Origin of the sequence: Streptomyces sp. NPDC058240 (assembly GCF_042882135.1) — a bacterium.
GTDB lineage: Bacteria > Actinomycetota > Actinomycetes > Streptomycetales > Streptomycetaceae > Streptomyces.
Genome location: NZ_JBHVWT010000012.1, coordinates 76,366 through 102,103, shown reverse-complemented (window position 1 = coordinate 102,103; position 25,738 = coordinate 76,366). Strand labels below are relative to the sequence as shown.

Below are 25,738 nucleotides of genomic sequence, written 5' to 3'. Positions count from 1 at the left end.
TCCGGGACCGCGGCTAGTATGACCGTATGACTTGGCTGATCACGGGTGGTGCGGGTTTCATCGGGGCGCACGTCGTACGGGCGATGCTCGAAGCCGGCGAGCAGGCGGTGGTGTACGACGACCTGTCGACCGGTGACCCGGCCCGGGTCCCCGCCGGGGTGCCCTTCGTCAAGGGCTCGACCCTCGACCGGGACATGCTGGACCGGACCCTCGCGGAATTCGGCATCGAGGGCGTCGTGCACCTGGCGGCCAAGAAGCAGGTCGCCGAATCCGTCGCCCTCCCGCTCCACTACTACCGGGAGAACGTGCACGGGCTGCAGACCCTGCTGGAGGCGGTCACCGCCGCGGGCGCGCGCCGCTTCCTGTTCTCCTCGTCGGCCGCCGTCTACGGCCTGCCGGACGTGGACCTGGTCACCGAGAGCACACCGTGCGCCCCGATCAATCCGTACGGCGAGACGAAGCTGGCGGGCGAGTGGATGGTCCGCGCGGCGGGCGCCGCGCACGGCATGGCGACGGCCTCCCTGCGGTACTTCAACGTCGCGGGCGCGGCCACCGCGCAGCTCGCCGACACCGGGGTCTTCAATCTCATCCCGATGGTTTTCGAGAAGCTCACGCAGGGCCATGCGCCGATGATCTTCGGCGACGACTACGCCACCCCGGACGGCACGTGCGTCCGCGACTTCATCCACGTCGACGACCTCGCCTCGGCGCACGTCGCCGTGGCGCGGGCGCTGGGAGCACGCGGCGACGGCACCGACCTGACGGTGAACGTCGGCCGGGGCGAAGGTGTTTCGGTGCGCGAGATGATCGCGCTGATCGGCGAGGTCACCGGATACGGACCCGACGCCGAGCCGACCGTGCTGCCCCGCAGGGCCGGGGACCCGGCCAGGGTGGTGGCCTCCGCCGACCGCATGCGCACCGAACTGAACTGGACCGCGCGGCACGACGTGCGCGAAATGGTCGCATCGGCCTGGGAGGGCTGGTGCCTGTACCACCCCGAGGCGCGGCGCTGACGCGGCCGGCAACACCTGAAACACGACGATGCCCCGGGACGTGTTCCCGGGGCATCGCCATGTCACCTGTCACTTGTCACCGGTCCGCGAGCGGACGGTGCGTCAGCCCCCGGTCGCCGGTGACTTCTTCGCCGACTCGGGAATGGTGCCGTCCTTGCGGATCGCCTTCCACAGGTCACCGGCCTGGGGCTCGGCAGCCACCACACGGTTCGGGTCCTGCTTGTCGTACGCCACCGGAAGCATGATGGTCTCCATCGAGCCCGGGTCGACGCCGTTCATCGAACGGGCGAACTCCGCCAGGGACTTGAGCGAAGCCAGCCCCGAGTCGGTGGTCAGCGACTTCGTCGCGGAACTCGCCACCTTGTAGGACTTCGTCGGACTGCTAAGTAGATCCTGGGACTTGACCTCGCTCAGCAGGGCCAGCAGGAACTGCTGCTGGAGACCGATGCGGCCGAGGTCGCTGCCGTCGCCGATGCCGTGCCGGGTCCGGACGTAGGCGAGGGACTGGGTGCCGTCGAGCTTGTGCGATCCCGCGGACAGGTCGAGCCCCGACGACTTGTCGTGGATGGGCTTCTCGACTTCCACGGTGACACCGCCTATGGCGTCGACGAGGTCCTTGAACCCGGCGAAGTTGATCTCCAGGTAGTGATCGATGCGGACCCCGGACATCTTCTCCACGGTCTTGACCACACAGGCCGGGCCGACCTGGGAGTAGACGGAGTTGAACATCACACGGTTCGCCGAGGACACCGCCGAGCCGTCGGTCTTGACGCACTCGGGCCGGGTCACGAGGGTGTCGCGCGGTATGGAGACGGCGACGGCCCTGCTCCGGCCCTCGGGTATGTGCACCACCATCGCGGTGTCGGAGCGCGCGCCGCTGACGTCGCCGCCACCGCCGAGCTCCTTGTTCTCCGCACCGGCCCGCGAGTCGGAACCGAGGACGAGCAGGTTCTGGCCGCTGGTGGGGAGTTTCTGAGGACGGTTGTCCCCGAGCGCCTTGTCGATGTCGACGCCCGTGATGTTCCCGTCGAGCCTGCTGTACAGCCAGTACAGGGTTCCGCCACCGGCCAGTACGAGCACCAGCAGGGTGACGAGCACGCCGCGCCGGATGCGCTGACCACGCGTACGGACCTTGCGGCCCCTGCGGCTCTTGGGCTTGCGACGGGAAGGCAGATCGGAGTCGTCAGACATACACACAGCTCGTCATCGTCTGGGCCCCTGGGTCAGTGGGGGACCACCGAGGCGAGTCGGACCCTCCTGTGCCGTGCGACTGCAGGAGTCACAGAAGGGGGTCGTACGGAAGATCCGCTCGCGGCTCGTGGGGCGCACGCTGAGCGGGTGTCACGGCGGGCGCAATGGCCGCACATTTCTTGATGGATCGGACGCTGGAGCACTATAGACAGATTTCCCGAGCGGAAGGGAGAGTGCATATCTTCTTGGAAGCCGGGAGGGATCTGGAGTCCCGGTTCCACTTCAGAGGGGATCGTCGGGCGCATGGCACGCAGAGGGGAGCGCCGCGGGGGGCGCGGCAAGGCGACGCCTCAGAGCACGGGGGAGCGGCACGCGCCCCGTCCCGGAACTGTCGCGATCGTGGTCGCAACGCCCGGAGATGCCCCCGCTCTGCTGGCGGCGGAGCGCAGCGGTGCGACCGTCGACGTGGTCTGCGCCCAGCCGGGCACGGCGGACGAACGGGCGGCGTTCGAGCGGGCGGTGACGGACTGCGGGAGCCGCGGTGTACGGGTGGACCGCGAGCCCTGGGTCCTCGACGCCGAGGTGGGAAAGATCACACCGCTCGTGCTCGACGCCCTGCGTGAACTGCGCCCGCTGCGGGTGCGCACCCTCGATCCGGATCCGGCGCACGTCTCCTTCGACGCCGAGGCCAAGCGGCCCGTGATGGCCGAGCCCCCGCTGCGGGGCAGTGTGGCGCGTGCCACGGTCGCGGCGGCGCGCAAGTACCAGCTGGAGAGCGGCGCCCCGGTCTTCGTGGACTGCCACCGCGCCGGCACCGATCCGCGACTGGGCGCGGCGGCGTGCACGCGCTACCCCCGGCCCGCACGCTGGATCACCAGGGGCAGGGATGGGCGGCTCTCGGCGTACCTCCCCTCGGCGGCGGGCGTGATCCGCTGGACGGAACAGGCACCCGGCGCCGGTGGGTGGAGCGGTCCCGAGCTGCTGGACGGGCCCGCGCTGCTGCCCGGCCTCACGGTCGTGCAGGACGCCTTCGGCTATGTGCACCTGATCGGACTCCGCCGCAGGAAGGGCGCGGACGGCGCGGAGCACGTCGAGGTCGTCCACGCGACCCAGTACCAGACCGGACGCCCCATCGGCCCGTGGCACTCGGCCGGCAATCCGAACGCCAACGACCGGCGCAAGGCGCGCGAGGTCGGCTTCCCCTCGGCGGTCTTCGACGCCAAGGGCCATCTGCACATCTTCGTGCGGAACTTCGGCCACGGGGTCAGCACCCGACGTCAGGCGCCGGACGGGAAGTGGAGCGCCTGGCAGCATCTGCGAGGGGTCAGCGCCGCCGACGAGCTGGCGGCAGTGACCGGCCGGAGCGGTGCCGAGGTGTGGGCGAGGGGCCGGGATTCCGCGGTCGCCGTGCGCTGGCACCGCGAGACTCCGGACGAGGCCTGGGCCCAGGACACCGCCACCTCCGTGAGTCCGTACCCCGGCACACTCTCGGCGGCCCCCGAGGCGGGCGCGATCCGCTACCGGTACGCGGGGAGCAACGAGGTGTGCGTCGGGATGCCGGGCGCCGCGCCGGTCAGCCTCGGCGGCCCGGACGGCGAGGGCCCGGTCGCCGGGGTCGCCGGTGTGGACATCCAGGGCTGGGGCTGCACGGTGCTGGTGAGGTCGGGGTCCGACGGGACGTGCGCCGTGGGCGCCCATCAGGACGGCCGGCCCGAGACCGGCGTGTGGTGGTTCGACGCGGGCGAGTCCTCGATGGTCCCTCCCGCGGTGGTCATCGACGGGCAGGGGCGGGCGGTGATCGCCGTGGTGGCGACCGACGGCCGGTTGCGGATCGCGCGTCAGGAGCCGGGCGCGAGCGGTCTGGCGTTCAGCTCATGGACCATCATCAGCGCATAAATGGGGCATACGGCCTCATTCCGTGGCATGGCTGCGATTGGTGCAAGGTTTGACAGTTTCGGATTAACTTTGACTTTGTTAGGGTCTGGCCTTGCCTTTATGGGAACCACATACGGCTCAAAGGTGAACCGTACGTGCACATGAGGTGAAAGCCCCCTTGATCACGCGTGTTCGTGCAAGCCGCTGGGGCCGTGTTGCTCATCGGTATGCCAGGGCGAGGGGTCATGGGGAAGCTGTCACTACGAGCCGTGCAGAAGCTGACGTGCAAGAAGCGTGACGCCTGGTGGACGGTCCTGCTGGTCGATCCCGTGGCCACCCGGATGCTGATCGGGATGGCCAAGTTCAAGTTCATCACCCCGAACCGGGTCACCTGGAGCGCGCTCTTCGTCGGCCTCGGCTCCGCCTACTTCTTCCTCAAGGGTGACGCCTGGTCCCTCGCCGTCGGGGCAGGCCTCTACCACCTGAGCTTCATCCTCGACTGCATCGACGGCAAGCTCGCCCGGCTCAAGGGCAACGGCACCGTCTTCGGCGGCTGGCTCGACTACGTCTTCGACCGCATCAGGGTGCTCTTCTGCGCACTCGCCCTCATGGGCGGCCAGTACCTGCGCACCCACAACGAGCTCTACCTGCTCGCCGCCCTGGCCGTCGTCTTCCTGGACATGCTCAGGTACGTCGACGCCCTCCAGATCTACAAGATGCGCATGTCCATGCGCATGAAGATCGAAAAGGTCACCCTGGAACGCAAGGCGGCCGAGGAGCAGCAGGCGAAGCCGGAAGCACGGGACGCCGTCGAGCCCGAGCAGGGGCCCAAGGTGGTCTTCATCGAGGACCTGCTGAGGGAGAACCCCGGCGTCGAGGCCGAGGTGCTCAAGCAGCAGAGCGGCGATGTCGTCGACCTGCACGCCCAGTTCCGGCACCGCTTCCCCTGGTACACCCGATTCCGCCAGGCCCTGCTGCGCAGCCGGATCAGGCCGCACCTCATCAGCGGCATCGAGTTCCAGATGTTCATCTTCATCGTGGCGCCGCTGATCGGGCAGATCCTGTGGACCACCGCGATATCCGCCCTGGCGCTGGGCCTCTTCGAGCTTGTGATCATGTACAAGTTCTGGCTCTCCACCCGGGACTTCACCCGGCTCATGGAGAAGCTCGCCCCCGCACCGTCCACGGCCGGCACCATCGCCGAGAACCTCCACCGCGGCCGTCACCGACGCGGGGCCGAACTCGACGAGGACCGCGGTGCCGTTCTGGTCCAGCACTTCCCCGTCCCCGAACAGGACGACGATCTGGGCTTCCAGCCCTACCCGCAGCCCTATTCGCAGCACGCCCAGGACACAGAGACGCAGCAGCTGAGGGCGCTGCCCTACTGGGTGGAGAACGAAGGTTCCGTACGATGAGTGCCCCTGTCGACCCGTCGGCCTATCTGGTCTCGATCGTCGTCCCCGCCTTCAACGCGAGCGCGACCCTCGGCCGGGCCCTGCGATCGGCGCTCGCCCAGACGCACCGGAACATCGAGGTCATTGTCGTCGACGACGCGTCCGGCGACGGGACCCTCGGCGTGGCCGGGGAGTTCGCCGCCCGCGACAGCCGCGTACGGATCATGGAGCGCCCGCAGAACAGCGGCGGGGTCGGCGCCCCGCGCAACAACGGCATCATGGCCGCCGCTGGGCAGTACGTCATGTTCCTCGACGCGGACGACGAACTGCCGCTCAAGGCCTGTGAGGAACTGCTCGCCTCGGCGGTGAACACCGGCTCGGACGTCACCGCGGGCCGGACGGTGCGGGTCAACCTCAACACCGAGGAGACCACCGTCTGGCAGCCCCAGCTGTACACCGCGGAGCGCACCGTGGCGGGGCTGCGCGCTCTGCCCCAGCTCTTCGACGACCCGATCGCGGCCGGCAAGCTGTACCGGCTGGACTTCCTGCACAACAACGGCGTCCGGTTCCCCGAGGGCGTGTACTACGAGGACACGTACTTCTCGACGCTCGCCAACTACCGGGCCCGCTCGATCACCTTCCTCACCGCCCCCGTGTACCGCTGGATGTGGGAGCGGGAATCCGCGGCGCCCTCCATCACCAACCGCCGCGGCGAGCTGCGCAGCATCCAGGACCGGGTCGCCGTCCACCAGTACACCGATTCCTTCCTGCGACAGGTCGGGGAGCACGAGCTGCTCGCCCACAAGGCGGTGAAGTTCCTCTCCCACGACCTGCATCTGTACGCCCGCGAGCTGCGCTCCGGCGACGAGCGGTACCGCCAGGGCTTCGCCGCCGCCGTCGCGCCGTATCTGCGGTCGCTGGACCTCTCCGTCTACGAGCTGTGCGGCGTCATGGAGCGCGTGCGGGCCTTCTGCCTCATCCACGAGCGGGTGGATCTCGCGCTGTCCGTCTCCGACTACTCGCAGCGTCGCAGCGTGCTCAGCTCCGATCTCGTCGAGCGCGACGGACGTGTCTACTGGTCCGAGTCGCTGCTGCGCCTTCCCCAGGCGAAACGTTTCCTCGATGTCACCGACCTCGACCTCCTGGACAAGCCGCTCGGCGAGGCCCGCCTGTTCAACCAGGCGACCGAGGTGGAGATCAGGGGCAGCGAACTCCACATCTCGGGACACATACTCAACCAGCTCGGACGGTTCTCCTCGGGCGGCAAGGTGGAGCTCAAGGCCGTGCTGCGTCTGCGCAGCACCAAGAGCGACCACGTCTTCCCGGTGAACGCGATCGAGACGGACGACCACCGGGTCCACTACCAGTCGGTCCTCGACCTCGCCTCCAGCGTCGGCGCGGCCACCGGCGACGGGGTCTGGAACCTCTTCGTCCAGGTACGGCACGCGGGCGAGCGGGCGACGACGACACTGGCGGTCCACGGCGTCGACATCGGCCGCGAGCGCTACGACGGCCCCCTCGGGCCGTACGAGATGTACCAGACGGTCAGCGGCAATGTCGCCCTGCGGCCCGAGACGAGCGAGCGCACCGAGCTGGACACCCGCCGGGGTACCCCCTGGCACTGGTGGGCGGGAAGCGAGGATCCCGCACCACTGCCGGACACCGGCACCTACCGTGCGGCCGTCGTCGTGCACTGCCGCAACGACGAGCACCACCTCTTCGAGTTCCTGCACTCCCTGGCGGCACAGAGCCTGTTCCCCGAGACGCAGGTCGTGTTCGTCGACGACGGCTCCACCGACCGTACGGCCCAGCTGCTGGACAACTTCGCCTCCTTCTACCGCAACACGAGCGTGCTGCGGATCCCCGCCCAGGGCATCGGAGCCGCGCATCAGCAGGGTCTCGCCCGGGTCGTGGCGCCCTATGTGCTGTTCGCCCGGGGACGGGACATCCTCGGGGCCGACTGCCTGCGCCAGCTCACCGAATCCGCCGTCCAGCACGACGTCGACGTGGCCGTCGGCAACTACGACACGTTCCCGGGGCCGCGGCGCAATGGCGACGAGCCGTGGAAGCGGTACTTCGGCAAGGGTGCGAAGGGCCTGACCGACATGGTCAGGAAGGCACCCCACATGGTCTTCTCGACCGACCTCGGCAACAAGCTCTTCCGCGTCTCCTTCCTCAACGCCCAGCGGCTGCGCCCGGCGGACGGCGGCCCATTCGCAGAGACCTGGGTGAGCGTGATGGCGCTGCTGGCCGCCCGGAGCTTCAGCCTGGTCGACCGCTACGTGTACTTCGACCGCGACCCCGCGCAGAACGACTCGCTCTTCGACGTCGACTGGAACGACCCGGTCAAGGTCCGGCAACGGCTCCGGCTCAACCGGTACCTGCTCGACTTCGGCGACCGGATCGAGGCGGCGTCGGCCCGGCTGATCCACCGGTTCGTGGTGCGTTCGTACCAGCCCTATCTGCGCAACTACCACCGCATCATGAACCGGCGGGAGATCGCCGAGGTGTTCGGCGAGCTCTGCGACGTCTACTCCAGGATCCCCGAGGAGCTGCTGCTCCAGTACGTCACCCACCCGGTCTCCCGGGTGCAGCACCACGCCGTCCGTACCCGTGACTTCGGGCTCTTCTGCGACCCGTTCGACAGCCCCGAGTACGAACCGCGGGTCCGCCTGGACGAGCAGGGCATGTACCGGCAGCTGGCGAACGACCCGGTGGAGTCCCGGCTGCTGCGCGTGGAGCGGCAGCGGGCCGTGCTCGAAAGCGTCCGCCACCGGGACGGAGAGCTCCAGTTCGAAGGTGTGCTCACCTTGACCGGCGTCGACATCGGGCAGCTGTTCACCAACCGGGTCGAGCTGATCTGCACCGACGGGAAGCGGACCGTCGCAATCCCGGCCGAGCAGGTGTACCGGCGCGACCGCTGGCGCGTCCGCAAGGAGCGCGACTGGTACGGCGGCTGGCGGGCGTCGGCGGACCCCAAGGTCCTGGCCCCGCTTTCCGGCCGCGACCTCACGGTGGCCCTGCGCTTCCACGACGACGACCGCCACGTGGACGCCCCGGTCGGCGCGCGCCTGATGCTGCACCGCTTCAAGGGCATGCGCCGCATCGGCAAGGACCGGCTGTGGCTCAGCGTCCGCGATGACGACTCCGTGGTCCTGCGGTACTTCACCGGCGCCGGCCAGAAGCTGCGCGGCCTGCTGTGGCATCTGCTGCGCCAGGCACGGGCCGCGCTGCCCGGCCGCCCGGGATGGCGCACCCGGCTCGCGTACCTGCTGAGCTATCCGCGACTGCACCGCAAGAACATCTGGATCATCGGCGAACGGGCCGACACGGCGCAGGACAACGCCTACCACCTGTTCCGCTGGATCCGGGAGAACCACCCGAGCCGCAAGGTCTACTACGCCATCGACGGCGACGCCAAGGACCGCGCCAAGGTGGCCCCGTACGGGCACGTCCTCGACCGGACGTCGCGCAGGTACCGGATGTACCTGCTGCACGCCAAGCGGCTCATCGACCCGTACGACCTGGAGGCCTACCTCGGCTTCCCTGAGCTGAGCAAGAGCTCCTTCCTGCGCGGCTACGGAGATCTGCTGAACTACCGGCGGGTCTTCCTCCAGCACGGTGTCACCTACAACGACGTGGCACCCTCCGTGCATCACCAGGTGACCAGCGTGGACCTGCTGCTGACGGTGGGCGAGGCCGAGCGGTCCTACTTCGCCGAGCACTGCGGCTACGGTTACGCGCGGGTCGCCGCGGCCGGCTTCCCCCGGTTCGACGCGCTGAAGCCGGTGCGCTCAGAGCGGCCCAGGATCCTGCTGATGCCCACCTGGCGGCGGGACATCGTGGCGCCCTCCTACGACAAGGCGGCCAAGGCGAAGATCCCGTTCGCGGCGTCGGAGTACTTCCGCTTCTTCTCCACCCTCCTGCGCGACGAGCGACTGCTGACCGTGCTCGAACAGTGCGGAGTGGACCTGGAGTTCATGCCGCACTACGAGATCCGCCCGTATCTGCACCACTTCCGCATCGACCACCCCTCGGTCACCGTGACCGGCGACGGCCGCGATGTGCAGCTGGCGATGCGCGAGTGCTCCCTGCTGGTCACCGACTACTCGTCCGTCTTCTTCGACGTCGCGTACATGGGCACGCCCATCGTGTACACGCCGTTCGACGAGGAGGACTTCTACGGCAACCACTACAAGCGCGGCTACTACGAGTTCGAGCGGGACGGGTTCGGGCCGGTCTGCCGTGACGTCGATTCGACGGTGCGGGAGATCATCGACACCGTGCAGCGGAACTTCGCGGTGGAGCCGCAGTACCGGGCCCGGGTCGACGCGTTCTTCGGCCGCCGTGACACCGGCAACTCGGAGCGCGTGTTCCGTGCCATCGACGCACTGGACGCGTCCGTGGGCAGCAGCCGGACGTCCGACGTACCCGCGGTCCGGCAGACCATGAGCGGTCCGGGCCAGGACATCCGCGACCGGAACTCCCGCAAGGAGTGGGCGTGACGGGGCGCGCGATGCGCAGGGTGTTCCTGGCCGGGGACTCCAGCGTGACCAGCCGTCAGCGGAGCTTCGCGCCGATGGCGGGCTGGGGCCAGGCTCTGCCGCTCTTCATCCATGGTGCCGACATCATCAACTGCGCCCGCGCCGGGGCGAGTTCGCGGAGTTTCGTGGACCGGGGCAGGCTCGCCTGGATTCTGCGCGAGGCCCGGCCGGGCGATCTGGTGCTGTTCTCCTTCGGGCTCATCGACATGAAGCCGGACGAGGGCCGCTACACGGAACCCTTCAAGGAGTACCAGGGCTTCCTCCGCGGCTGCGTGGACGGCGTGCGCGACCGGGGCGCCCATCCGGTCCTGGTCACCAGCCATGAGCGCCGGGTCTTCGACGCCCAGGGCAATCTCCGCCGGCTGCTCGGTGTCTATCCGCTGGCGATGAAGGAGATCGCGGCCGAGAAGTGCGTACCGCTGATCGACCTCAACGAGTGGAGCGTGCGGTGGTGGCGCCGGGCGGGGCCCCGGGGAACGCGTGAGATCTTCCTCCACCTCGACCCCGGGGAGCATCCCAACTATCCCGACGGGGCCGCCGACAACACCCACCTCAGGGCGGCCGGAGCGATCGAGTGCGCGCGCTTCGTCGCCGCCGAGATGCGGGAGCGCTCGATGCTGGAGCCCGGCCGCTTCGCCGATCTCGAACGCGCCCGGTTCCCCGAGGACGGAGTCGAATGGCTCGATGACCGCATGTTCGACGAACTGACGAGAATCCGGACCCTGGAGGTGGTCGAATGAGCGACTGGTATCTGTTGGCGCGCATTCAGGTCGTGCACCCCGAACGCACCGCCGTGTCGGCGGTCCTGGAACTGCACGCCGACGCGGACCCGGTGCTCGCGGTCCTGCCCGGCCAGGAGATCGCGCTGCATCTGAGCGTGGTGCCCACCGGCGGGCCCTACCGTGCGTACGGCTACATATTCGACGACATCGCCGCCGAGCACGCCACGATGACCGATCTCCAGGGCCTGGGACACCTGCCCAACGGTCGTTACGCGACCTACGCCCGCGGAGACGAACAACGCTCCGTGACCGCGGTGCTCAAGGTCGCCGAAGACGCACCGGAAGGGGCGGTCCTGCTGCCCAGGGTGTGCGTCGGTGTGATGTCGTACGCCGGCGAGAAGCTGGTGTCGTCCGCGCAGATCACCGACGCGGGCTACCGGGTGAGGCGGGCCTGGGTGCCGGGCCGCAGCCTGGCCATTCCGCCCGGCGGCTACGCGGTCCTCGGCCCGGACCCCGATGCCGCCGGGGCCGGCCTGCGCGTCGTGGGAGTGGGGCTCGCCCAGTACGGCACGGTCAGCGCGGTGCCGGACGGAAGCATCACCTACACGGGAGTTCCGGGAGCGACCGGGTACGACCGGTTCTCCGTCTGCTACGAGAACCAGGCGGGCCACCGCAACTGGTCCGAGGTGACCGTGTACGCGGGCGACGTCGCCAGCACTCCCGGGCTGCTGCCCGGAGCCCTCACGAGATGAGACGCCGGCGGTTCCTCACCGTGGGAGCCGCGGGAGCCGTGACCGGGGCCTGGGCCCTGGCCGGATGCGACCCGGTGGACGGCACCGGCGGCGGCCGGACGTCGGCACCGGCATACGCACCGCCCCGCTCGCCGGAACCCGTCGGCCGACTGCCCGAGGGTGTGACATATCACCAGCACACCGGCCGGCTGTCGGCCGCGGGCCCCGTGCGCCTTCAGGCGCTGTCCGTCTCGCCGGCCGCACGGGTGCGCGTGGGCGCGGCCCACGGAGCCCGGCTCGACACGGCGGAGACCGTGCGCGCCATGGCGGACCGTGTCCGGGCGGTGGCCGCCGTCAACGGCTCCTTCTTCGACATCGCCACCAGCGCGGTGTTCAGCGGGTACGACGGGGATCCGCTCGGGCTGTACATGGAGAACGGCGCGCTGCTCAGCGAAGCGGCCAACGGCCGTACCGCGCTGGTGCTCGGCGAGGGCGGTGGAGTCGGGCGCATCACCGAATCGCGGTCGGTGAGCGGTGTGGTGGCCTCCGACGGCACCCGCCGGAGGATCGACGGGATCAACCGGATGCCGGGCCGCATCGTCGGATGCGGCGGTGTCGGCGGGGACGTCCTGCGAGGCACCCGGGGCGTGCGGCTCGCTCCCGCCCACAACAAACTGTGCGAGGACCCCGACGAACTGGTCCTGTTCACGCGGCAATGGGGAACCGGCACCGCACGCACCGGCCCCGGCTCGACCGAGGCCGTGCTCGGGCCCGACGGCCGCGTCGCCCTGTTGCGTTCACCCGGCGGCGGCCCGATACCCGCGAGCGGCACCGTCCTGACCGGCATCGGCGAAGGGGCCGCATGGCTGCGCCGCCACGCCCGTACCGGCACCCGGCTGCGGATCACCTCCCGGGTGTACGACGGGACGGGGCACCGGATCCCGGGGGAGGGGCCGACCGTCGTCCAGGCCGGGCCCCGCTTGCTGCGCGACGGAGCCGTCGACATCGACATCGAGGCCAACGGGGTGCCGGCCACCGCCCTGACCCAGCGCCACCCCCGCACCCTGGCAGGGAGCACGGCCGACGGCACACTCCTCCTGGTGACCGTCGACGGCCGTGATCCCGGGGTGAGCATCGGGGCGACCCTGGCAGAGTCCGCCGGACTGATGCGCTCGCTGGGAGCACGGGACGCCATGAACCTCGACGGCGGAGGCTCCACCACGATGGTGGTGAACGGACGGCTCCGCAACCGGCCCAGGAGCGCGGAGGGAGCACCGGTACGGGAACGCGCCGTGGGCGATGCGGTGGTCGTCCTGCCGCTCTGACGCGCACATGTGACATGGCACATGTGCTCGGCTTACGTGCGCACATGTGACACGGCACCTCGCGGGCGTACGTGCGCGCACGTGGCACGGCACATCACGGGCGTACGCCGGACGGGCCGTACGGAGAGTTCTCCGTACGGCCCGCCGTCGCTACCGACCAGGTGGTGTTACGCCGGAACGCTCGCCACGCCCTGCGCGAGGAACTTCGTGCCGTTCACCCGCTCCGAGACGCCCTCACGGTCCAGGTACGGCGTGATGCCGCCCAGGTGGAAGGGCCAGCCCGCGCCGGTGATCAGGCACAGGTCGATGTCCTGGGCCTCGGCGACGACGCCCTCGTCCAGCATCAGACCGATCTCCTGCGCCACCGCGTCCAGGACCCGGTCGCGGACCTGCTCCTCGGACAGGACGACATCGCCCTGCTTGAGAAGGGCGGCGACCTCCGGGTCCAGCTCCGGCCTGCCGGAGTCGTAGACGTAGAAGCCGCGCTTGCCGGCCTTGACGACCGCCGCGAGGTTCTCGGAGACGGTGAACCGGTCCGGGAAGGCGCGGTTCAGGGTCTCGGAGACGTGCAGGCCGATCGCCGGTCCGACCAGCTCGAGGAGGACCAGCGGGGACATCGGCAGACCGAGCGGCTCGATGGCCTTCTCGGCGACCTCGACCGGGGTGCCCTCGTCGATGACGTTCTGGATCTCGCCCATGAAGCGGGTGAGGATGCGGTTGACGACGAACGCCGGGGCGTCCTTCACCAGCACCGCGGTCTTCTTCAGCTTCCGCGCCACACCGAACGCCGTGGCCAGCGAGGCGTCGTCGGTCTGCTCGCCGCGGACGATCTCCAGCAGCGGCAGGATCGCGACCGGGTTGAAGAAGTGGAAGCCGACGACCCGCTCGGGGTGCTTCAGCTTCGACGCCATCTCGGTGACCGAGAGGGACGAGGTGTTGGTGGCGAGGATCGCGTGCGCCGGGGCGACCGCCTCGACCTCCGCGAACACCTGCTGCTTGACGCCGATCTCCTCGAAGACGGCCTCGATGATGAAGTCGGCGTCGGAGAAGCCCTCCGCCTTGTCCAGCACACCGGAGACCAGGGCCTTCAGGCGATTGGCCTTGTCCTGGTTGATCCGGCCCTTGCCGAGCAGCTTCTCGATCTCGGCGTGGACATAGCCCACACCCTTGTCCACGCGCTCCTGGTCGATGTCGGTCAGCACGACCGGCACCTCCAGGCGGCGCAGGAACAGCAGCGCCAGCTGCGAGGCCATCAGACCGGCACCGACGACGCCGACCTTGGTGACCGGACGGGCCAGGTTCTTGTCCGGGGCACCGGCCGGGCGCTTGGCGCGCTTCTGGACCAGGTTGAAGGAGTAGATCCCGGAGCGCAGCTCGCCGCCCATGATCAGGTCCGCGAGGGCCTGGTCCTCGCGGTCGAAGCCGGCGCCCAGGTCGCCGTCCTTCGCGGCGGCGATGATCTCCAGCGCGCGGTACGCGGCCGGGGCGGCGCCGTGCACCTTGGAGTCGGCGATGGCCTTGCCACGCGCGACGGCCTGGTCCCAGGCGTCACCGCGGTCGACCTCGGGACGCTCCACCGCGACCGTGCCGTTCAGCACGTTCGCGGTCCAGATCAGCGACTGCTCCAGGAAGTCCGCGCCCTCGAAGAGCGCGTCGGCGATCCCGAGCTCGAAGACCTGCTTGCCCTTGAGCTGACGGTTCTGGTTCAGCGAGTTCTCGATGATGACCGAGACCGCGCGGTCGGCACCGATCAGGTTGGGAAGCAGCGCGCAGCCGCCCCAGCCCGGCACCAGGCCGAGGAAGACCTCGGGCAGCGAGAAGGCGGGCAGCGCCTTGGAGACGGTGCGGTGCGAGCAGTGCAGACCGACCTCGACACCGCCGCCCATCGCCGCGCCGTTGTAGTACGCGAACGTCGGGACCGCGAGGCCGGTCAGGCGCCGGAAGACGTCGTGGCCTCCCTTGCCGATGGCCAGCGCGTCGTCGTGGTTCTTCAGCAGCTCGACGCCCTTGAGGTCGGCGCCGACCGCGAAGATGAACGGCTTGCCGGTGATGCCGATACCGGTGATCGCACCCTCGGCGGCCTCCTTCTCGACCTGGTCGATGGCGGCGTCCAGGTTCGCCAGCGACTGCGGTCCGAAGGTGGTCGGCTTGGTGTGGTCCAGGCCGTTGTCCAGCGTGATGAGGGCGAAGCGGCCCGCACCGGCCGGCAGGTCCAGGTGACGAACGTGCGCCTGGGTGACTACCTCGCCGGGGAACAGCTCGGCCGCACCCTTCAGAAGCTCAGTGGTGGAGCTCACTTGTTGCCTCCGTCTGCCTTGTCGAAGTGCGGGTTCTCCCAGACGACCGTGGCGCCCATGCCGAAGCCGACGCACATGGTGGTGAGGCCGTAGCGGACCTCCGGCTGCTCCTCGAACTGGCGGGCCAGCTGCGTCATCAGACGCACACCGGAGGAGGCCAGCGGGTGGCCGTAGGCGATGGCGCCGCCGTACTGGTTGACGCGCGCGTCGTCGTCGGCGATGCCGTAGTGGTCGAGGAAGGCGAGCACCTGGACGGCGAACGCCTCGTTGATCTCGAACAGACCGATGTCATCGATCGTCAGCCCGGCCTTGGCCAGGGCCTTCTCGGTCGACGGGATCGGACCGTAGCCCATGACCTCCGGCTCGACGCCCGCGAAGGCGTACGAGACGAGGCGCATCTTGACCGGGAGGCCCAGCTCGCGGGCGACGTCCTCGGCGGCGAGCAGCGAGGCGGTGGCGCCGTCGTTGAGACCGGCGGCGTTGCCGGCGGTGACCCGGCCGTGGGCACGGAACGGGGTCTTCAGACCGGCGAGCGACTCCAGGGTCGTACCCGGGCGCATCGGCTCGTCGGCGGTGACCAGGCCCCAGCCGGTCTCGCCGGCCGAGCCCGCGGCGGAGCCGCCATCGGCTACAGCGGTGCGGCGCACCGAGATCGGCACCAGGTCCTGCTGGATCTTGCCGTTGGCGTACGCCTTGGCGGCCTTCTCCTGCGAGCGGACCGCGTACTCGTCGGCCCGGAGCTTGGTGATCTGCGGGTACCGGTCGTGCAGGTTCTCCGCGGTCATGCCCATGAACAGGGCGGACTCGTCGACCAGCTTCTCCGACACGAAGCGCGGGTTCGGGTCCACGCCCTCGCCCATCGGGTGGCGGCCCATGTGCTCGACACCACCGGCGACGACGACGTCGTACGCACCGAAGGCGATGGAGCCGGCCGTCGACGTGACGGCGGTCAGGGCGCCCGCGCACATGCGGTCGATGGAGTAACCGGGGACGGACTGCGGCAGCCCGGCCAGGATTCCGGCGGTACGGCCCAGCGTCAGGCCCTGGTCGCCGATCTGGGTGGTCGCGGCGATGGCGACCTCGTCGATCTTCGCGGGGTCCAGGCCCGGGTTGCGGCGCAGCAGCTCCCGGATGGCCTTCACGACGAGATCGTCGGCGCGGGTCTCGTGGTAGATGCCCTTCGGGCCCGCTTTGCCGAACGGGGTGCGGACGCCGTCGACGAAGACGACGTCCCGGATGGTACGAGGCACGGTGGCTCTCCTCCAGGGTGCGGGATGGCACTGCTGCGCGGCACGCCCGGAAGCGCGCCGCCACCATCATGCTACTTGCGGGTAACCAGACTGCCCACCCCCCACGTCGGGAGCGGCGAAGGTCACATGCGGGCGGGCCGGGTGCGGGGGGCCGCTCCGTCCGCGGCCACGGCGCCGGTGCACCGGGGCCGGCCCCGGAACGCCGATCGCCGGACGGGCTGAAATCAGCCCGTCCGGCGATCGGGAACACGACGTGGCCGCAGCGCCACAACCTGGCGCGATTACGCCCCTCGGCAAGCCCTCCGGCAGCGGCCCCTCAGGCCGCCGGTGTCAGCGCACGGACCAGCAGCGGTGCCACCTGCTCGATCTGCCAGCGGCGCGCCCCGTACCCGAAGAGTGCGGTCTCGACCGCGTCCGGGGTCGGGTTCTTGGGCGGCTCCCAGCAGACCCGGCGCACCGTGTCCGGGGTGATCAGGTTCTCCTGCGGCATGTGCAGCCGCTCGGCGAGCTCCGACACCGCGGCACGGGCGGCCGAGAGCCGGGCCGCCGCCGCGGGGTCCTTGTCCGCCCACGCACGGGGCGGCGGCGGACCGGCGAGGGTCTGGCCGGGCTGGGGGAGCTCGGCGTCCGGCAGTGCCTTGGCCCGGTCGATGGCCGCCTGCCACTGCTCCAGCTGGCGCCGGCCCATGCGGTGGCCGAACCCGGGCAGCGCGGTCAGCGCCTGCGCGTTCGGCGGGAGCGCGAGTGCCGCCTCGACGATCGCGGCGTCGCCCAGGACCTTGCCGGGCGAGATGTCGCGGCGTTGGGCGACCTGGTCACGAGCGGTCCACAGCTCCCGTACCACCGCCATCTGGCGGCGGCGGCGGACCTTGTGCATGCCGGACGTGCGGCGCCAGGGGTCCTTGCGCGGGGGAGCGGGCGGCGCCGAGGCGATCGCGTCGAACTCCTCGCGGGCCCATTCCAGCTTGCCCTGCCGGTCGAGCTCGCCCTCCAGGGCGTTGCGCAGATCGATCAGCAGCTCGACATCGAGCGCCGCGTAGCGCAGCCAGGGGTCGGGCAGCGGGCGGGTGGACCAGTCGACGGCGGAGTGGCCCTTCTCCAGCGAGTAGCCGAGCACGTTCTCGACCATGGCGCCGAGGCCGACGCGCGGGAAGCCGGCCAGCCGCCCGGCCAGCTCCGTGTCGAAGAGCCCGGTGGGGGTCATCCCTATTTCGCGCAGACAGGGCAGGTCCTGGGTGGCGGCGTGCAGGATCCACTCGCTGCCGCTCAGGACTTCGCCGAGGCCCGACAGGTCGGGGCAGCCGACGGGGTCGATCAGCGCGCTGCCCGCGCCGTCACGGCGCAGCTGCACGAGGTAGGCGCGCTGGCCGTAGCGGTAGCCGGAGGCCCGCTCGGCATCGACGGCCACTGGGCCGGAGCCGGCGGCGAAGGCGGCGATCACCCGGGCGAGGGCGTCGTCGGACGCCACCACCGGGGGAATGCCCTCGCGAGGTTCGAGCAAGGGGGTCGGCGCCGGGGCGACGTCGTCCGGGGGGGCGCCCCCGGTGGTTCGCAGTGAAGTGTCTGCTGCGGTCTCTTGGGCGTCGGTCACGTGTCAAGGGTATCTGTGTATGTACGGCGCCCGTCGACGGAACGTTCCGTCGACGGGCGCCGATGAATGCAAACCAGCCGGTCCGTTCCTGTGCGGACCCGCCGGGGTGCGGGCGTCAGTGGATGATTCCCGTTCGCAGGGCGACGGCGACCATTCCTGCGCGGTCTCCGGTGCCGAGCTTGCGGGCGATTCGGGCGAGATGGCTCTTGACGGTCAGGGCGGACAGGCCCATGGAGACACCGATGGCCTTGTTGGACTGGCCCTCGGCGACGAGGCGGAGGACCTCGACCTCGCGGCCGGACAGTTCGCGGTAGCCGCCCGGGTGGCTCGGGGTGCCGGGGGGCCGGCGGTGCATACGGGCGGCGTTGGCGCCGATGGGGGCGACGCCGGGACGGGTGGGGTGGCCGATATTGGTTCGTGTGCCGGTGACGACATAGCCCTTCACGCCGCCCGCGAGGGCGTTGCGTACGGCGCCGATGTCATCGGCGGCGGAAAGGGCGAGGCCGTTCGGCCAGCCGGCTGCTCGGGTCTCGGACAACAGGGTCAGCCCGGAACCGTCGGGCAGGTGGACGTCGGCTACGCAGATGTCGCGCGGATTGCCGACGCGGGGACGAGCCTCCGCGATGGACGACGCCTCGATGACGTCACGTACTCCGAGTGCCCACAGATGGCGGGTGACGGTGGAACGGACGCGCGGGTCGGCCACGACGACCATGGCCGTCGGCTTGTTCGGGCGGTAGGCGACCAGGCTTGCGGGCTGCTCTAGGAGAACGGACACCAGGCCTCCTGGGGAGTGGCGGGACGGGCCGGCTCGGGGATGAAGCCGGGGCGAACCGTGCTTGAAGGGTCATTGACCTCTTCGGCAGCAGACCCGTGCTCCTTTAGGGGAAGATCGCGAATTGATGAGTAACAATTCGGGCAAATCGGACATGCGATCGATTGTACGAAAAGAACGCCGGTAGCTGCGCGGCGAATATCACGCATAGTTACCGGCGAGGGATAGGTTTCGGCCAGAGGAGAAGTTCAGCGAAGAAGTTCAGCGAAGAAGTTCAGGGAAGAGGCAGGAAAGAAAGTTCGGGAAAGAGGTCGGAGAGGGAGTTCAGGAGACTTGTGGGCCGCGCCGCTGGGGGAGGGTCACCACCGCCGCGTCGGCGGGGCCCGACGGAGGCAGGCCGGCGATCTGGCACAGCAGGTCGCCCCACGCCATGAGATGCGCCCCCGTGTCCGGCACCCCGTCGCGGCCCTCGCGCGGTGTCCACGACGCCCGGATCTCGATCTGGGTCGCCGGCCGTCTCGTGCCCAGCGTGCCGAAGTAGTGCGACCCCGCCCGGGTCACCGTGCCGCCTGCCTCCCCGTACGACAGACCCCGCGCCTCCAGCGCACCGGTCAGCCAGGACCAGCACACCTCCGGCAGCAGTGGGTCGGAAGCCATCTCCGGCTCCAGCTCGGCCCGCACCAGCGTCACCAGGCGGAAGGTGCCCTGCCAGGCGTCGTGCCCGGCCGGGTCATGGAGCAGCACGAGGCGGCCGTCGGCGAGATCGTCCTCGCCGTCGACGACCGCCGCCTCCAGGGCGTACGCGTACGGAGCGAGCCGCTTGGGCGGCCTCATCGACTCCACCTCCAGCTCGGGGCGGAGCCGCGCCGCATGCAACGCGTCCACCGCCGACCGGAACGCGGGCGGGACGGAACCACCCTCCTCGCTGTCCTTGCTGTCAGCGCCATCGGTTTGATCGGAGAACTGTCCCTGAGCCGGAGCCATGCGGGGAAGAGTAGGCGGAACCGGCGCTTCGCGCAGGGAGGGACACCCGGGCGGGCCCGGCTGCTTAGGGCTTCGTGCGAAGATTCCTGGTGTGAGTGCCAACGATCGCCCCATGGGCCAGCAGACGAAGACCTCCGCCGCCCATGAGTCGGCGTTCCTGAAGGCGTGCCGGCGCGAGCCCGTGCCGCACACGCCGGTCTGGTTCATGCGCCAGGCGGGGCGCTCGCTGCCGGAGTACCTGAAGGTGCGCGAAGGCATCCCGATGCTCGACTCCTGCATGATGCCGGAGCTGGTCGCCGAGATCACGATGCAACCCGTCCGCCGTCACAAGGTCGACGCCGCGATCTACTTCAGCGACATCGTCGTACCGCTCAAGGCCATCGGGATCGACCTCGACATCAAGCCCGGTGTCGGCCCGGTTATCGCCGACCCGATCCGTACCCGCGCGGATCTGGCCCGGCTGCGCGACCTCACGCCCGAGGACGTCGGCTACGTCACCGAGGCCATCGGCCTGCTCACCGCCGAGCTGGGCGCCACCCCGCTCATCGGTTTCGCCGGGGCGCCCTTCACTCTCGCCAGCTACCTCGTGGAGGGCGGCCCGTCCCGCAACCACGAGCACACCAAGGCCCTGATGTACGGCGACCCGCAGCTCTGGGCGGATCTGCTGGACCGGCTCGCGGAGATCACCGGCGCCTTCCTCAAGGTGCAGATCGAGGCGGGTGCCTCGGCCGTCCAGCTCTTCGACTCCTGGGTGGGCGCGCTGGCCCCCGCCGACTACCGGCGCTCGGTGCTGCCCGCCTCGGCGAAGGTCTTCGAGGCCGTCGCCCACTACGGCGTCCCGCGCATCCACTTCGGTGTCGGCACCGGCGAACTCCTCGGACTGATGGGCGAGGCGGGCGCGGACGTCGTCGGCGTCGACTGGCGCGTCCCGCTGGACGAGGCCGTACGCCGGGTCGGCCCCGGCAAGGCGCTCCAGGGCAACCTCGACCCCGCGGTGCTGTTCGCACCGACGGCGACGGTGGAGGAGAAGACCCAGGAGGTGCTGGACGCCGCCGCCGGCCTCGAAGGCCATGTCTTCAACCTGGGCCACGGCGTGATGCCGACGATGGACCCGGACGCGCTGAGCCGGCTCGTCGAGTACGTGCACACCAGCACCGAGCGCTGAGCCGCCGGGGCGGGCACTCAGGGCCTGCCCGGCCCTAGGCGGTGCCCGCCCGGCGTACCGTGGTCACCGCCTTGCGGGCCGCCACCAGGACCGGGTCCCAGACCGGCGAGAACGGCGGGGCGTAGCCCAGGTCCAGGGCGGTCATCTGCTCCACCGTCATCCCGGCCGTGAGCGCCACGGCCGCGATGTCCACGCGCTTGGCCGCCCCGTCCCGGCCCACGATCTGCACACCGAGCAGCCGGCCCGTGCGGTACTCCGCGAGCATCTTCACCGTCATGGGCCGCGCCCCCGGGTAGTAGCCCGCCCGGCCCGTCGACTCGATCGTCGCCGTGACGAACCGCAGGCCCACCGCGCGGGCGTCCTTCTCGCGCAGGCCGGTGCGGGCGATCTCCAGATCGCACACCTTGCTCACCGCCGTGCCGACCACGCCCGGGAACGTCCCGTAGCCGCCGCCGACATTGGACCCGATGATCTGGCCGTGCTTGTTGGCATGGGTGCCCAGCGCGATGTGGCGGGTACGTCCCGCCACCAGGTCGAGGACCTCGACGCAGTCGCCGCCCGCCCAGATGTTGTCGTGCCCGACGACCCGCATCGACAGATCGGTCAGCAGCCCGCCGTGGGGGCCCAGCGGCAGGCCGACGGCGCGCGCCAGCGTCGTCTCCGGCTCCACACCGATACCGAGCACCACCACGTCCGCAGGGTAGGAGGCGTCGCCCGTGGCGACCGCGCGGACCCGGCCGTCCGAGCCGGTGCGGATCGCGGTGACCTCGGCCCGGTTGACCGTGGTGATGCCCAGACCGTCCATCGCGTCGTGCACCAGCCGCCCCATGTCGGGGTCGAGCGTCGCCATCGGCTGCTCGCCGCGGTTGAGCACGGTCACGTCGAAGCCGTGCTTCAGCATCGCCTCCGCCATCTCCACGCCGATGTAGCCGGCCCCGACGACGACCGCACGCCTGCTGCCCGGCGCCCGGTCCAGCGACTCCAGCAGCGCCTGTCCGTCGTCCAGCGTCTGCACGCCGTGCACCCCGGGCGCTTCCATGCCGGGCAGCGCCGGACGCACCGGGCGGGCCCCCGTCGCGATCACCAGCTTGTCGAAGCCCGTCCAGTACGCCTCGCCGGTGCCGAGGTCCAGGGCCCGCACCCGCTGCCCGGCGACATCGATCTCCGTGACCTCGGTGCGCATCCTGACGTCGATGTCGCGGGCCCGGTGCTCCTTCGGGGTACGCGCGATGAGCTCGTCCGGCCCCGCGACGTCGCCGCCGACCCAGTACGGGATGCCGCAGGCGGAGTACGAGGTGAAGTTCCCCCGCTCGAAGGCGACGATGCTCAGCTCGTCGGGGCTCTTGAGCCTGCGGGCCTGGGACGCGGCGGACATGCCCGCCGCGTCCCCACCGATGACCACCAGTCGCTCCGCCGTCATGCCTGGTCCCTTCGACACCGAGTCCGAAGGGACCACGCTACGACGCCGGGGGAGCGGGCGAGGACCCGGCGGGCTCGGGCGTCCGGGGCTTTCGGCGTCCGGGCAGCCGGTGGCGCAGCAGCCGCCACAGCAGCAGGAGCACGGCGAGCGCGGCCAGGAACGGGGCCGCGGCGCCCACCGCCATCGCAAGCCACAGCAGCACCGTCACGAACGCGTGCCAGCCGCCGCCGAGCGCGTCCAGGAAGCCGGGGTCGTCGTCACCGCCGTCCTTCGCCGCCGTCTCCGGCTCCGAGAGGTCGAGGGTGATCGTGGCGAGCGTGGTGCGGTCCTCCAGCGACGCCTGCTGGGCGAGCAGCGACTCCAAGGACGCCTGACGGCTGCTCAGTTCGCCTTCCAGCGTGACCACGTCGCTGAGCTTCCCGGCCCGTTCCATCAGCTTCCGTACGCGCGCCACGCTCGCCCGCTGGGTGGCGATCCGGCTCTCCACGTCGACCACCTGGTCGGTGACGTCCTTCGCCGACGAGGTGCGCGACAGCAGCTTTCCGGTGCCCGCGAGTTGCTTCAGCACCGCGTCGTACTCGCCCTGCGGAACGCGCAGCACGAGGTGTGACATGTCGTGTGTGTCGTCGATCCGCTCGGTCTCCTCCTTGGACACCAGACCGCCCGAACTCTCCGCGGCCGAACGGGCGACCGCGGCCGCCTTCGGCACGTTCCTCACCGCCACCGAGAGCGCGGCGGTACGGATGACATGGGTGCCGGAAGGCACGGCATCGGACTTCTTCTGCTGCGACGGCGAACCGCCCGTCCCCTGCTCCGCCTTTCCGGCGGCGGAGTCCGCGGCGCCCCGCTCGTCCGCGCCGATCGCCCTCTTGCTGTCGCCGGAACTCGCGTCGCTCGCACTGTCTCCGGCGCCGCAGCCGCTCAGCGCGAGGAGGCCGGCGACCAGGCCGGCCGCCAGGACCATGCGCGGACGACGGACGGATGAACGGCCAGGATGTCGGTAGGTCTGCATGACTGCCCCCCAAGGCGGGTCGTTGACGATGCCGGTTCGACGTATCGGACACGGGTGCGGGTTGCCGAATGCCGGTTTCGAAGCAGTCACGTTCAGGACTCGGACAGGGTTTGAGAGAGTGGGGGCATGCAGCGTTCACTCAACCGCGCGGTCCCGGGCACCGGACATGTCGTCGTCATCGGCGGAGGCATCGCCGGACTCGCCGCCGCCCACCGGCTCCTCGGGGCCGGACTGCGCGTCACCCTGCTCGAAGCCACCGAGCGGCTCGGCGGCAAGCTCATGACCGGTGAGATCGCCGGGACCCGGGTCGACCTGGGCGCCGAGTCGATGCTCGCCCGGCGCCCGGAGGCGGTCGGGCTGGCACGCGACGTCGGGCTCGGCGAGCGGCTCCAGCCGCCCGCCACGGCCTCCGCGTCGGTCTGGACGCGCGACGCCCTGCGGCCCATGCCCAAGGGCCATGTGATGGGCGTACCGGGCGACCCGGCGGCGCTCGGCGAACTGCTCTCCCCGGAGGGCCTCGCCCGCATCGCGCAGGAGCGCGACCTCACCCCGACCACCGTCGGTGACGACGTCGCCGTCGGCGCGTACGTCGCCGACCGCCTGGGCCGCGAGGTCGTCGACCGGCTCGTGGAGCCGCTGCTCGGCGGTGTGTACGCGGGCGACGCCTACCGGATCTCGATGCGCGCCGCCGTACCGCAGCTCTTCGAGGCGGCCCGGGAGGGCGGCTCGCTGCTCGACGGTGTCCGGCGCATCCAGGAGCGGGCCGCGGCCCGGCAGCAGACCGGACCGGTCTTCCAGGGCATCGACGGCGGCATCGGCACCCTGCCCGGCGCGGTCGCCGACGCCGTGCGCGCGGCGGGCGGGGAGATCCTGACCGCCACCCCCGTCCTCGGCCTGACCCGTACCGCCGAGGGCTGGGACGTCCGCACGGACGCCCGGGTGATCACCGCCGACGGCATCGTGCTCGCCGCCCCGGCCTGGTCCGCCTCCACGCTGCTCGCCGCCGAGTCCCCCGCGGCCTCCGCCGAGCTCGCCGGTGTCGAGTACGCGTCGATGGCGCTCGTCACCATGGCGTTCCGCCGCTCCGACGTCGCCGCCACGACCGCGCTCGACGGCCGTTCCGGCTTCCTCGTCCCCCCGGTCGACGGCCGCACCATCAAGGCGTCCACCTTCTCCTCCCACAAGTGGAACTGGGTCGCCGAATCCGCCCCGGACCTCTTCGTGCTGCGTACCTCCGTCGGCCGCTACGGCGAGGAGGACCACATCCACCGCGAGGACGGCGAGCTCGTCGATGTGTCGCTGCGCGACCTCGCCGAGGCGACCGGACTGACCGCGAAGCCCGTGGACACCGAGGTCACCCGGTGGATCGGCGGACTGCCCCAGTACCCCGTCGGCCATCTCTCCCGGGTCGCCCGGATCCGCGACGAGGTCGGCAAGCTGCCCGCGCTGCGGGTCTGCGGCGCGGTCTACGACGGCGTCGGCATCCCGGCGTGCATCGCGAGCGCCCACCGCGCCGCGGACGAAATCGCGGCCGAGCTCACCGGCGGTTCCGGGGAAGAGATCATCGCCACGTCGACCCTGGTCAAGGGCACACGGAGCGAGGCGGGACAATAGCCGTATGAGTGCGCCTGAGACTGTGAAATCAAGCAAGGGCCCCAACGCGGGTAAGAAGGCCAAGGACCTCAACGAGGTCATCCGCTACACGCTGTGGTCCGTCTTCAAGCTGCGCGACGTCCTGCCCGCGGACCGGGCCGGATACGCCGACGAGGTCCAGGAGCTGTTCGACCAGCTCGCGGCCAAGGACATCACCGTCCGCGGCACCTACGACGTCTCCGGCCTGCGTGCCGACGCCGACGTCATGATCTGGTGGCACGCCGAGACGGCCGACGAGCTGCAGGAGGCGTACAACCTCTTCCGGCGCACCAGGCTGGGCCTGGCGCTGGAGCCGGTCTGGTCGAACATGGCGCTGCACCGCCCCGCCGAGTTCAACAAGTCGCACATCCCGGCGTTCCTGGCCGACGAGACGCCGCGCAACTACATCAGCGTGTACCCCTTCGTGCGCTCCTACGACTGGTACCTGCTGCCCGACGAGGACCGTCGTCGCATGCTCGCGGACCACGGCAAGATGGCCCGCGGCTACCCCGACGTCCGGGCCAACACCGTCGCCTCCTTCTCGCTCGGCGACTACGAGTGGATTCTCGCCTTCGAGGCCGACGAGCTCTACCGCATCGTCGACCTGATGCGTCACCTGCGGGCCTCCGAGGCGCGGATGCACGTCCGCGAGGAGGTCCCGTTCTACACGGGGCGCAGGAAGTCGGTTGCAGACCTGGTGGCCGGGCTCGCGTAGCGAGCGGGCTCCGACCACCCCGACCCGGAAGATCAGACGGCGGGCACCGGCGCGTTCGCGCTGCCCGTCGTTCCAGCGACACCGGGTCCGGCTCCGGGTTTT

General features: G+C 70.5%; 18 protein-coding genes. 10 read left to right on the top strand and 8 right to left on the bottom strand.

The window, feature by feature from the left end; all coding sequences use genetic code 11:
* Window positions 1-26 precede the first annotated feature (26 nt).
* Complete coding sequence (galE, locus tag ACFVX4_RS20945; RefSeq protein ID WP_389979343.1) at window positions 27-1,013, top strand: UDP-glucose 4-epimerase GalE; 987 nt, start codon at window positions 27-29, stop codon at window positions 1,011-1,013.
* Between the two features lie 102 nt (window positions 1,014-1,115).
* Here the strand turns inward: galE and ACFVX4_RS20940 are convergent, their stop codons facing one another.
* Complete coding sequence (locus ACFVX4_RS20940) at window positions 1,116-2,204, bottom strand: LCP family protein (protein ID WP_266428276.1); 1,089 nt, start codon at window positions 2,202-2,204, stop codon at window positions 1,116-1,118.
* Window positions 2,205-2,603: 399 nt separating this feature from the next.
* On the opposite strand from ACFVX4_RS20940, the gene ACFVX4_RS20935 reads away from it, so the two are divergent.
* The 6 genes from ACFVX4_RS20935 (at window position 2,604) to ACFVX4_RS20910 (ending at window position 12,795) form a co-directional block, all read left to right on the top strand.
* Window positions 2,604-4,100 (top strand): hypothetical protein, encoded by a 1,497-nt coding sequence (locus ACFVX4_RS20935; RefSeq protein ID WP_389979340.1) that lies wholly within the window; start codon window positions 2,604-2,606, stop codon window positions 4,098-4,100.
* Window positions 4,101-4,348: 248 nt separating this feature from the next.
* Complete coding sequence (locus ACFVX4_RS20930; protein ID WP_389979337.1) at window positions 4,349-5,494, top strand: CDP-alcohol phosphatidyltransferase family protein; 1,146 nt, start codon at window positions 4,349-4,351, stop codon at window positions 5,492-5,494.
* Window positions 5,491-9,978, top strand: coding sequence for a glycosyltransferase (locus tag ACFVX4_RS20925; protein ID WP_389979334.1), 4,488 nt, complete (start codon window positions 5,491-5,493; stop codon window positions 9,976-9,978). The genes ACFVX4_RS20930 and ACFVX4_RS20925 overlap by 4 nt, the downstream gene beginning before the upstream one ends.
* Window positions 9,975-10,757, top strand: coding sequence for a rhamnogalacturonan acetylesterase (locus tag ACFVX4_RS20920; protein WP_389979331.1), 783 nt, complete (start codon window positions 9,975-9,977; stop codon window positions 10,755-10,757). The genes ACFVX4_RS20925 and ACFVX4_RS20920 overlap by 4 nt, the downstream gene beginning before the upstream one ends.
* On the top strand, window positions 10,754-11,491 hold the full coding sequence (locus ACFVX4_RS20915) for an Ig-like domain-containing protein (RefSeq protein ID WP_389979328.1): 738 nt from the start codon (window positions 10,754-10,756) through the stop codon (window positions 11,489-11,491). Before ACFVX4_RS20920 ends, ACFVX4_RS20915 begins: the two co-directional genes overlap by 4 nt.
* Window positions 11,488-12,795: a phosphodiester glycosidase family protein gene (locus tag ACFVX4_RS20910; RefSeq protein WP_389979325.1), complete on the top strand. Its 1,308-nt coding sequence runs from the start codon at window positions 11,488-11,490 to the stop codon at window positions 12,793-12,795. Before ACFVX4_RS20915 ends, ACFVX4_RS20910 begins: the two co-directional genes overlap by 4 nt.
* 167 nt (window positions 12,796-12,962) lie before the next feature.
* Here the strand turns inward: ACFVX4_RS20910 and ACFVX4_RS20905 are convergent, their stop codons facing one another.
* The 5 genes from ACFVX4_RS20905 to ACFVX4_RS20885 all read right to left on the bottom strand — a co-directional run bounded on the left by ACFVX4_RS20905 (window position 12,963) and on the right by ACFVX4_RS20885 (window position 19,692).
* Window positions 12,963-15,092 carry a 3-hydroxyacyl-CoA dehydrogenase NAD-binding domain-containing protein gene (locus ACFVX4_RS20905; RefSeq protein ID WP_389979322.1) on the bottom strand — a complete coding sequence of 710 codons (2,130 nt, stop codon included), beginning with the start codon at window positions 15,090-15,092 and terminating at the stop codon, window positions 12,963-12,965.
* Window positions 15,089-16,342 carry a thiolase family protein gene (locus ACFVX4_RS20900; protein WP_389979319.1) on the bottom strand — a complete coding sequence of 418 codons (1,254 nt, stop codon included), beginning with the start codon at window positions 16,340-16,342 and terminating at the stop codon, window positions 15,089-15,091. Before ACFVX4_RS20900 ends, ACFVX4_RS20905 begins: the two co-directional genes overlap by 4 nt.
* 316 nt (window positions 16,343-16,658) lie before the next feature.
* Window positions 16,659-17,933 (bottom strand): HRDC domain-containing protein, encoded by a 1,275-nt coding sequence (locus tag ACFVX4_RS20895; protein ID WP_389979316.1) that lies wholly within the window; start codon window positions 17,931-17,933, stop codon window positions 16,659-16,661.
* A 115-nt stretch (window positions 17,934-18,048) separates the two neighbouring features.
* The gene (locus tag ACFVX4_RS20890) at window positions 18,049-18,711 is read right to left on the bottom strand and encodes a response regulator transcription factor (protein WP_024488613.1); all 663 of its coding nucleotides are present in this window, start codon (window positions 18,709-18,711) and stop codon (window positions 18,049-18,051) included.
* 321 nt (window positions 18,712-19,032) lie between these two features.
* Entirely contained in the window at window positions 19,033-19,692 is a 660-nt protein-coding gene (locus ACFVX4_RS20885; protein WP_389979313.1) for a DUF3000 domain-containing protein, read from the bottom strand.
* Between the two features lie 91 nt (window positions 19,693-19,783).
* Between ACFVX4_RS20885 and hemE the strand changes: the two genes are divergently transcribed.
* Entirely contained in the window at window positions 19,784-20,857 is a 1,074-nt protein-coding gene (gene hemE, locus ACFVX4_RS20880; protein WP_389979310.1) for a uroporphyrinogen decarboxylase, read from the top strand.
* A 34-nt stretch (window positions 20,858-20,891) separates the two neighbouring features.
* Here hemE and ACFVX4_RS20875 read toward each other — a convergent pair whose 3' ends face one another.
* A complete protein-coding gene (locus ACFVX4_RS20875) occupies window positions 20,892-22,277 on the bottom strand; it encodes an FAD-dependent oxidoreductase (protein WP_389979308.1) in 1,386 nt (461 codons plus the stop codon).
* A 37-nt stretch (window positions 22,278-22,314) separates the two neighbouring features.
* Window positions 22,315-23,241 (bottom strand): DUF4349 domain-containing protein, encoded by a 927-nt coding sequence (locus tag ACFVX4_RS20870; RefSeq protein WP_389979305.1) that lies wholly within the window; start codon window positions 23,239-23,241, stop codon window positions 22,315-22,317.
* Between the two features lie 174 nt (window positions 23,242-23,415).
* On the opposite strand from ACFVX4_RS20870, the gene hemG reads away from it, so the two are divergent.
* The gene (gene hemG, locus ACFVX4_RS20865; protein WP_389979302.1) at window positions 23,416-24,903 is read left to right on the top strand and encodes a protoporphyrinogen oxidase; all 1,488 of its coding nucleotides are present in this window, start codon (window positions 23,416-23,418) and stop codon (window positions 24,901-24,903) included.
* A gap of 4 nt (window positions 24,904-24,907) precedes the next feature.
* Window positions 24,908-25,636, top strand: coding sequence for a hydrogen peroxide-dependent heme synthase (gene hemQ, locus ACFVX4_RS20860; protein WP_093542266.1), 729 nt, complete (start codon window positions 24,908-24,910; stop codon window positions 25,634-25,636).
* Window positions 25,637-25,738 lie beyond the last annotated feature (102 nt).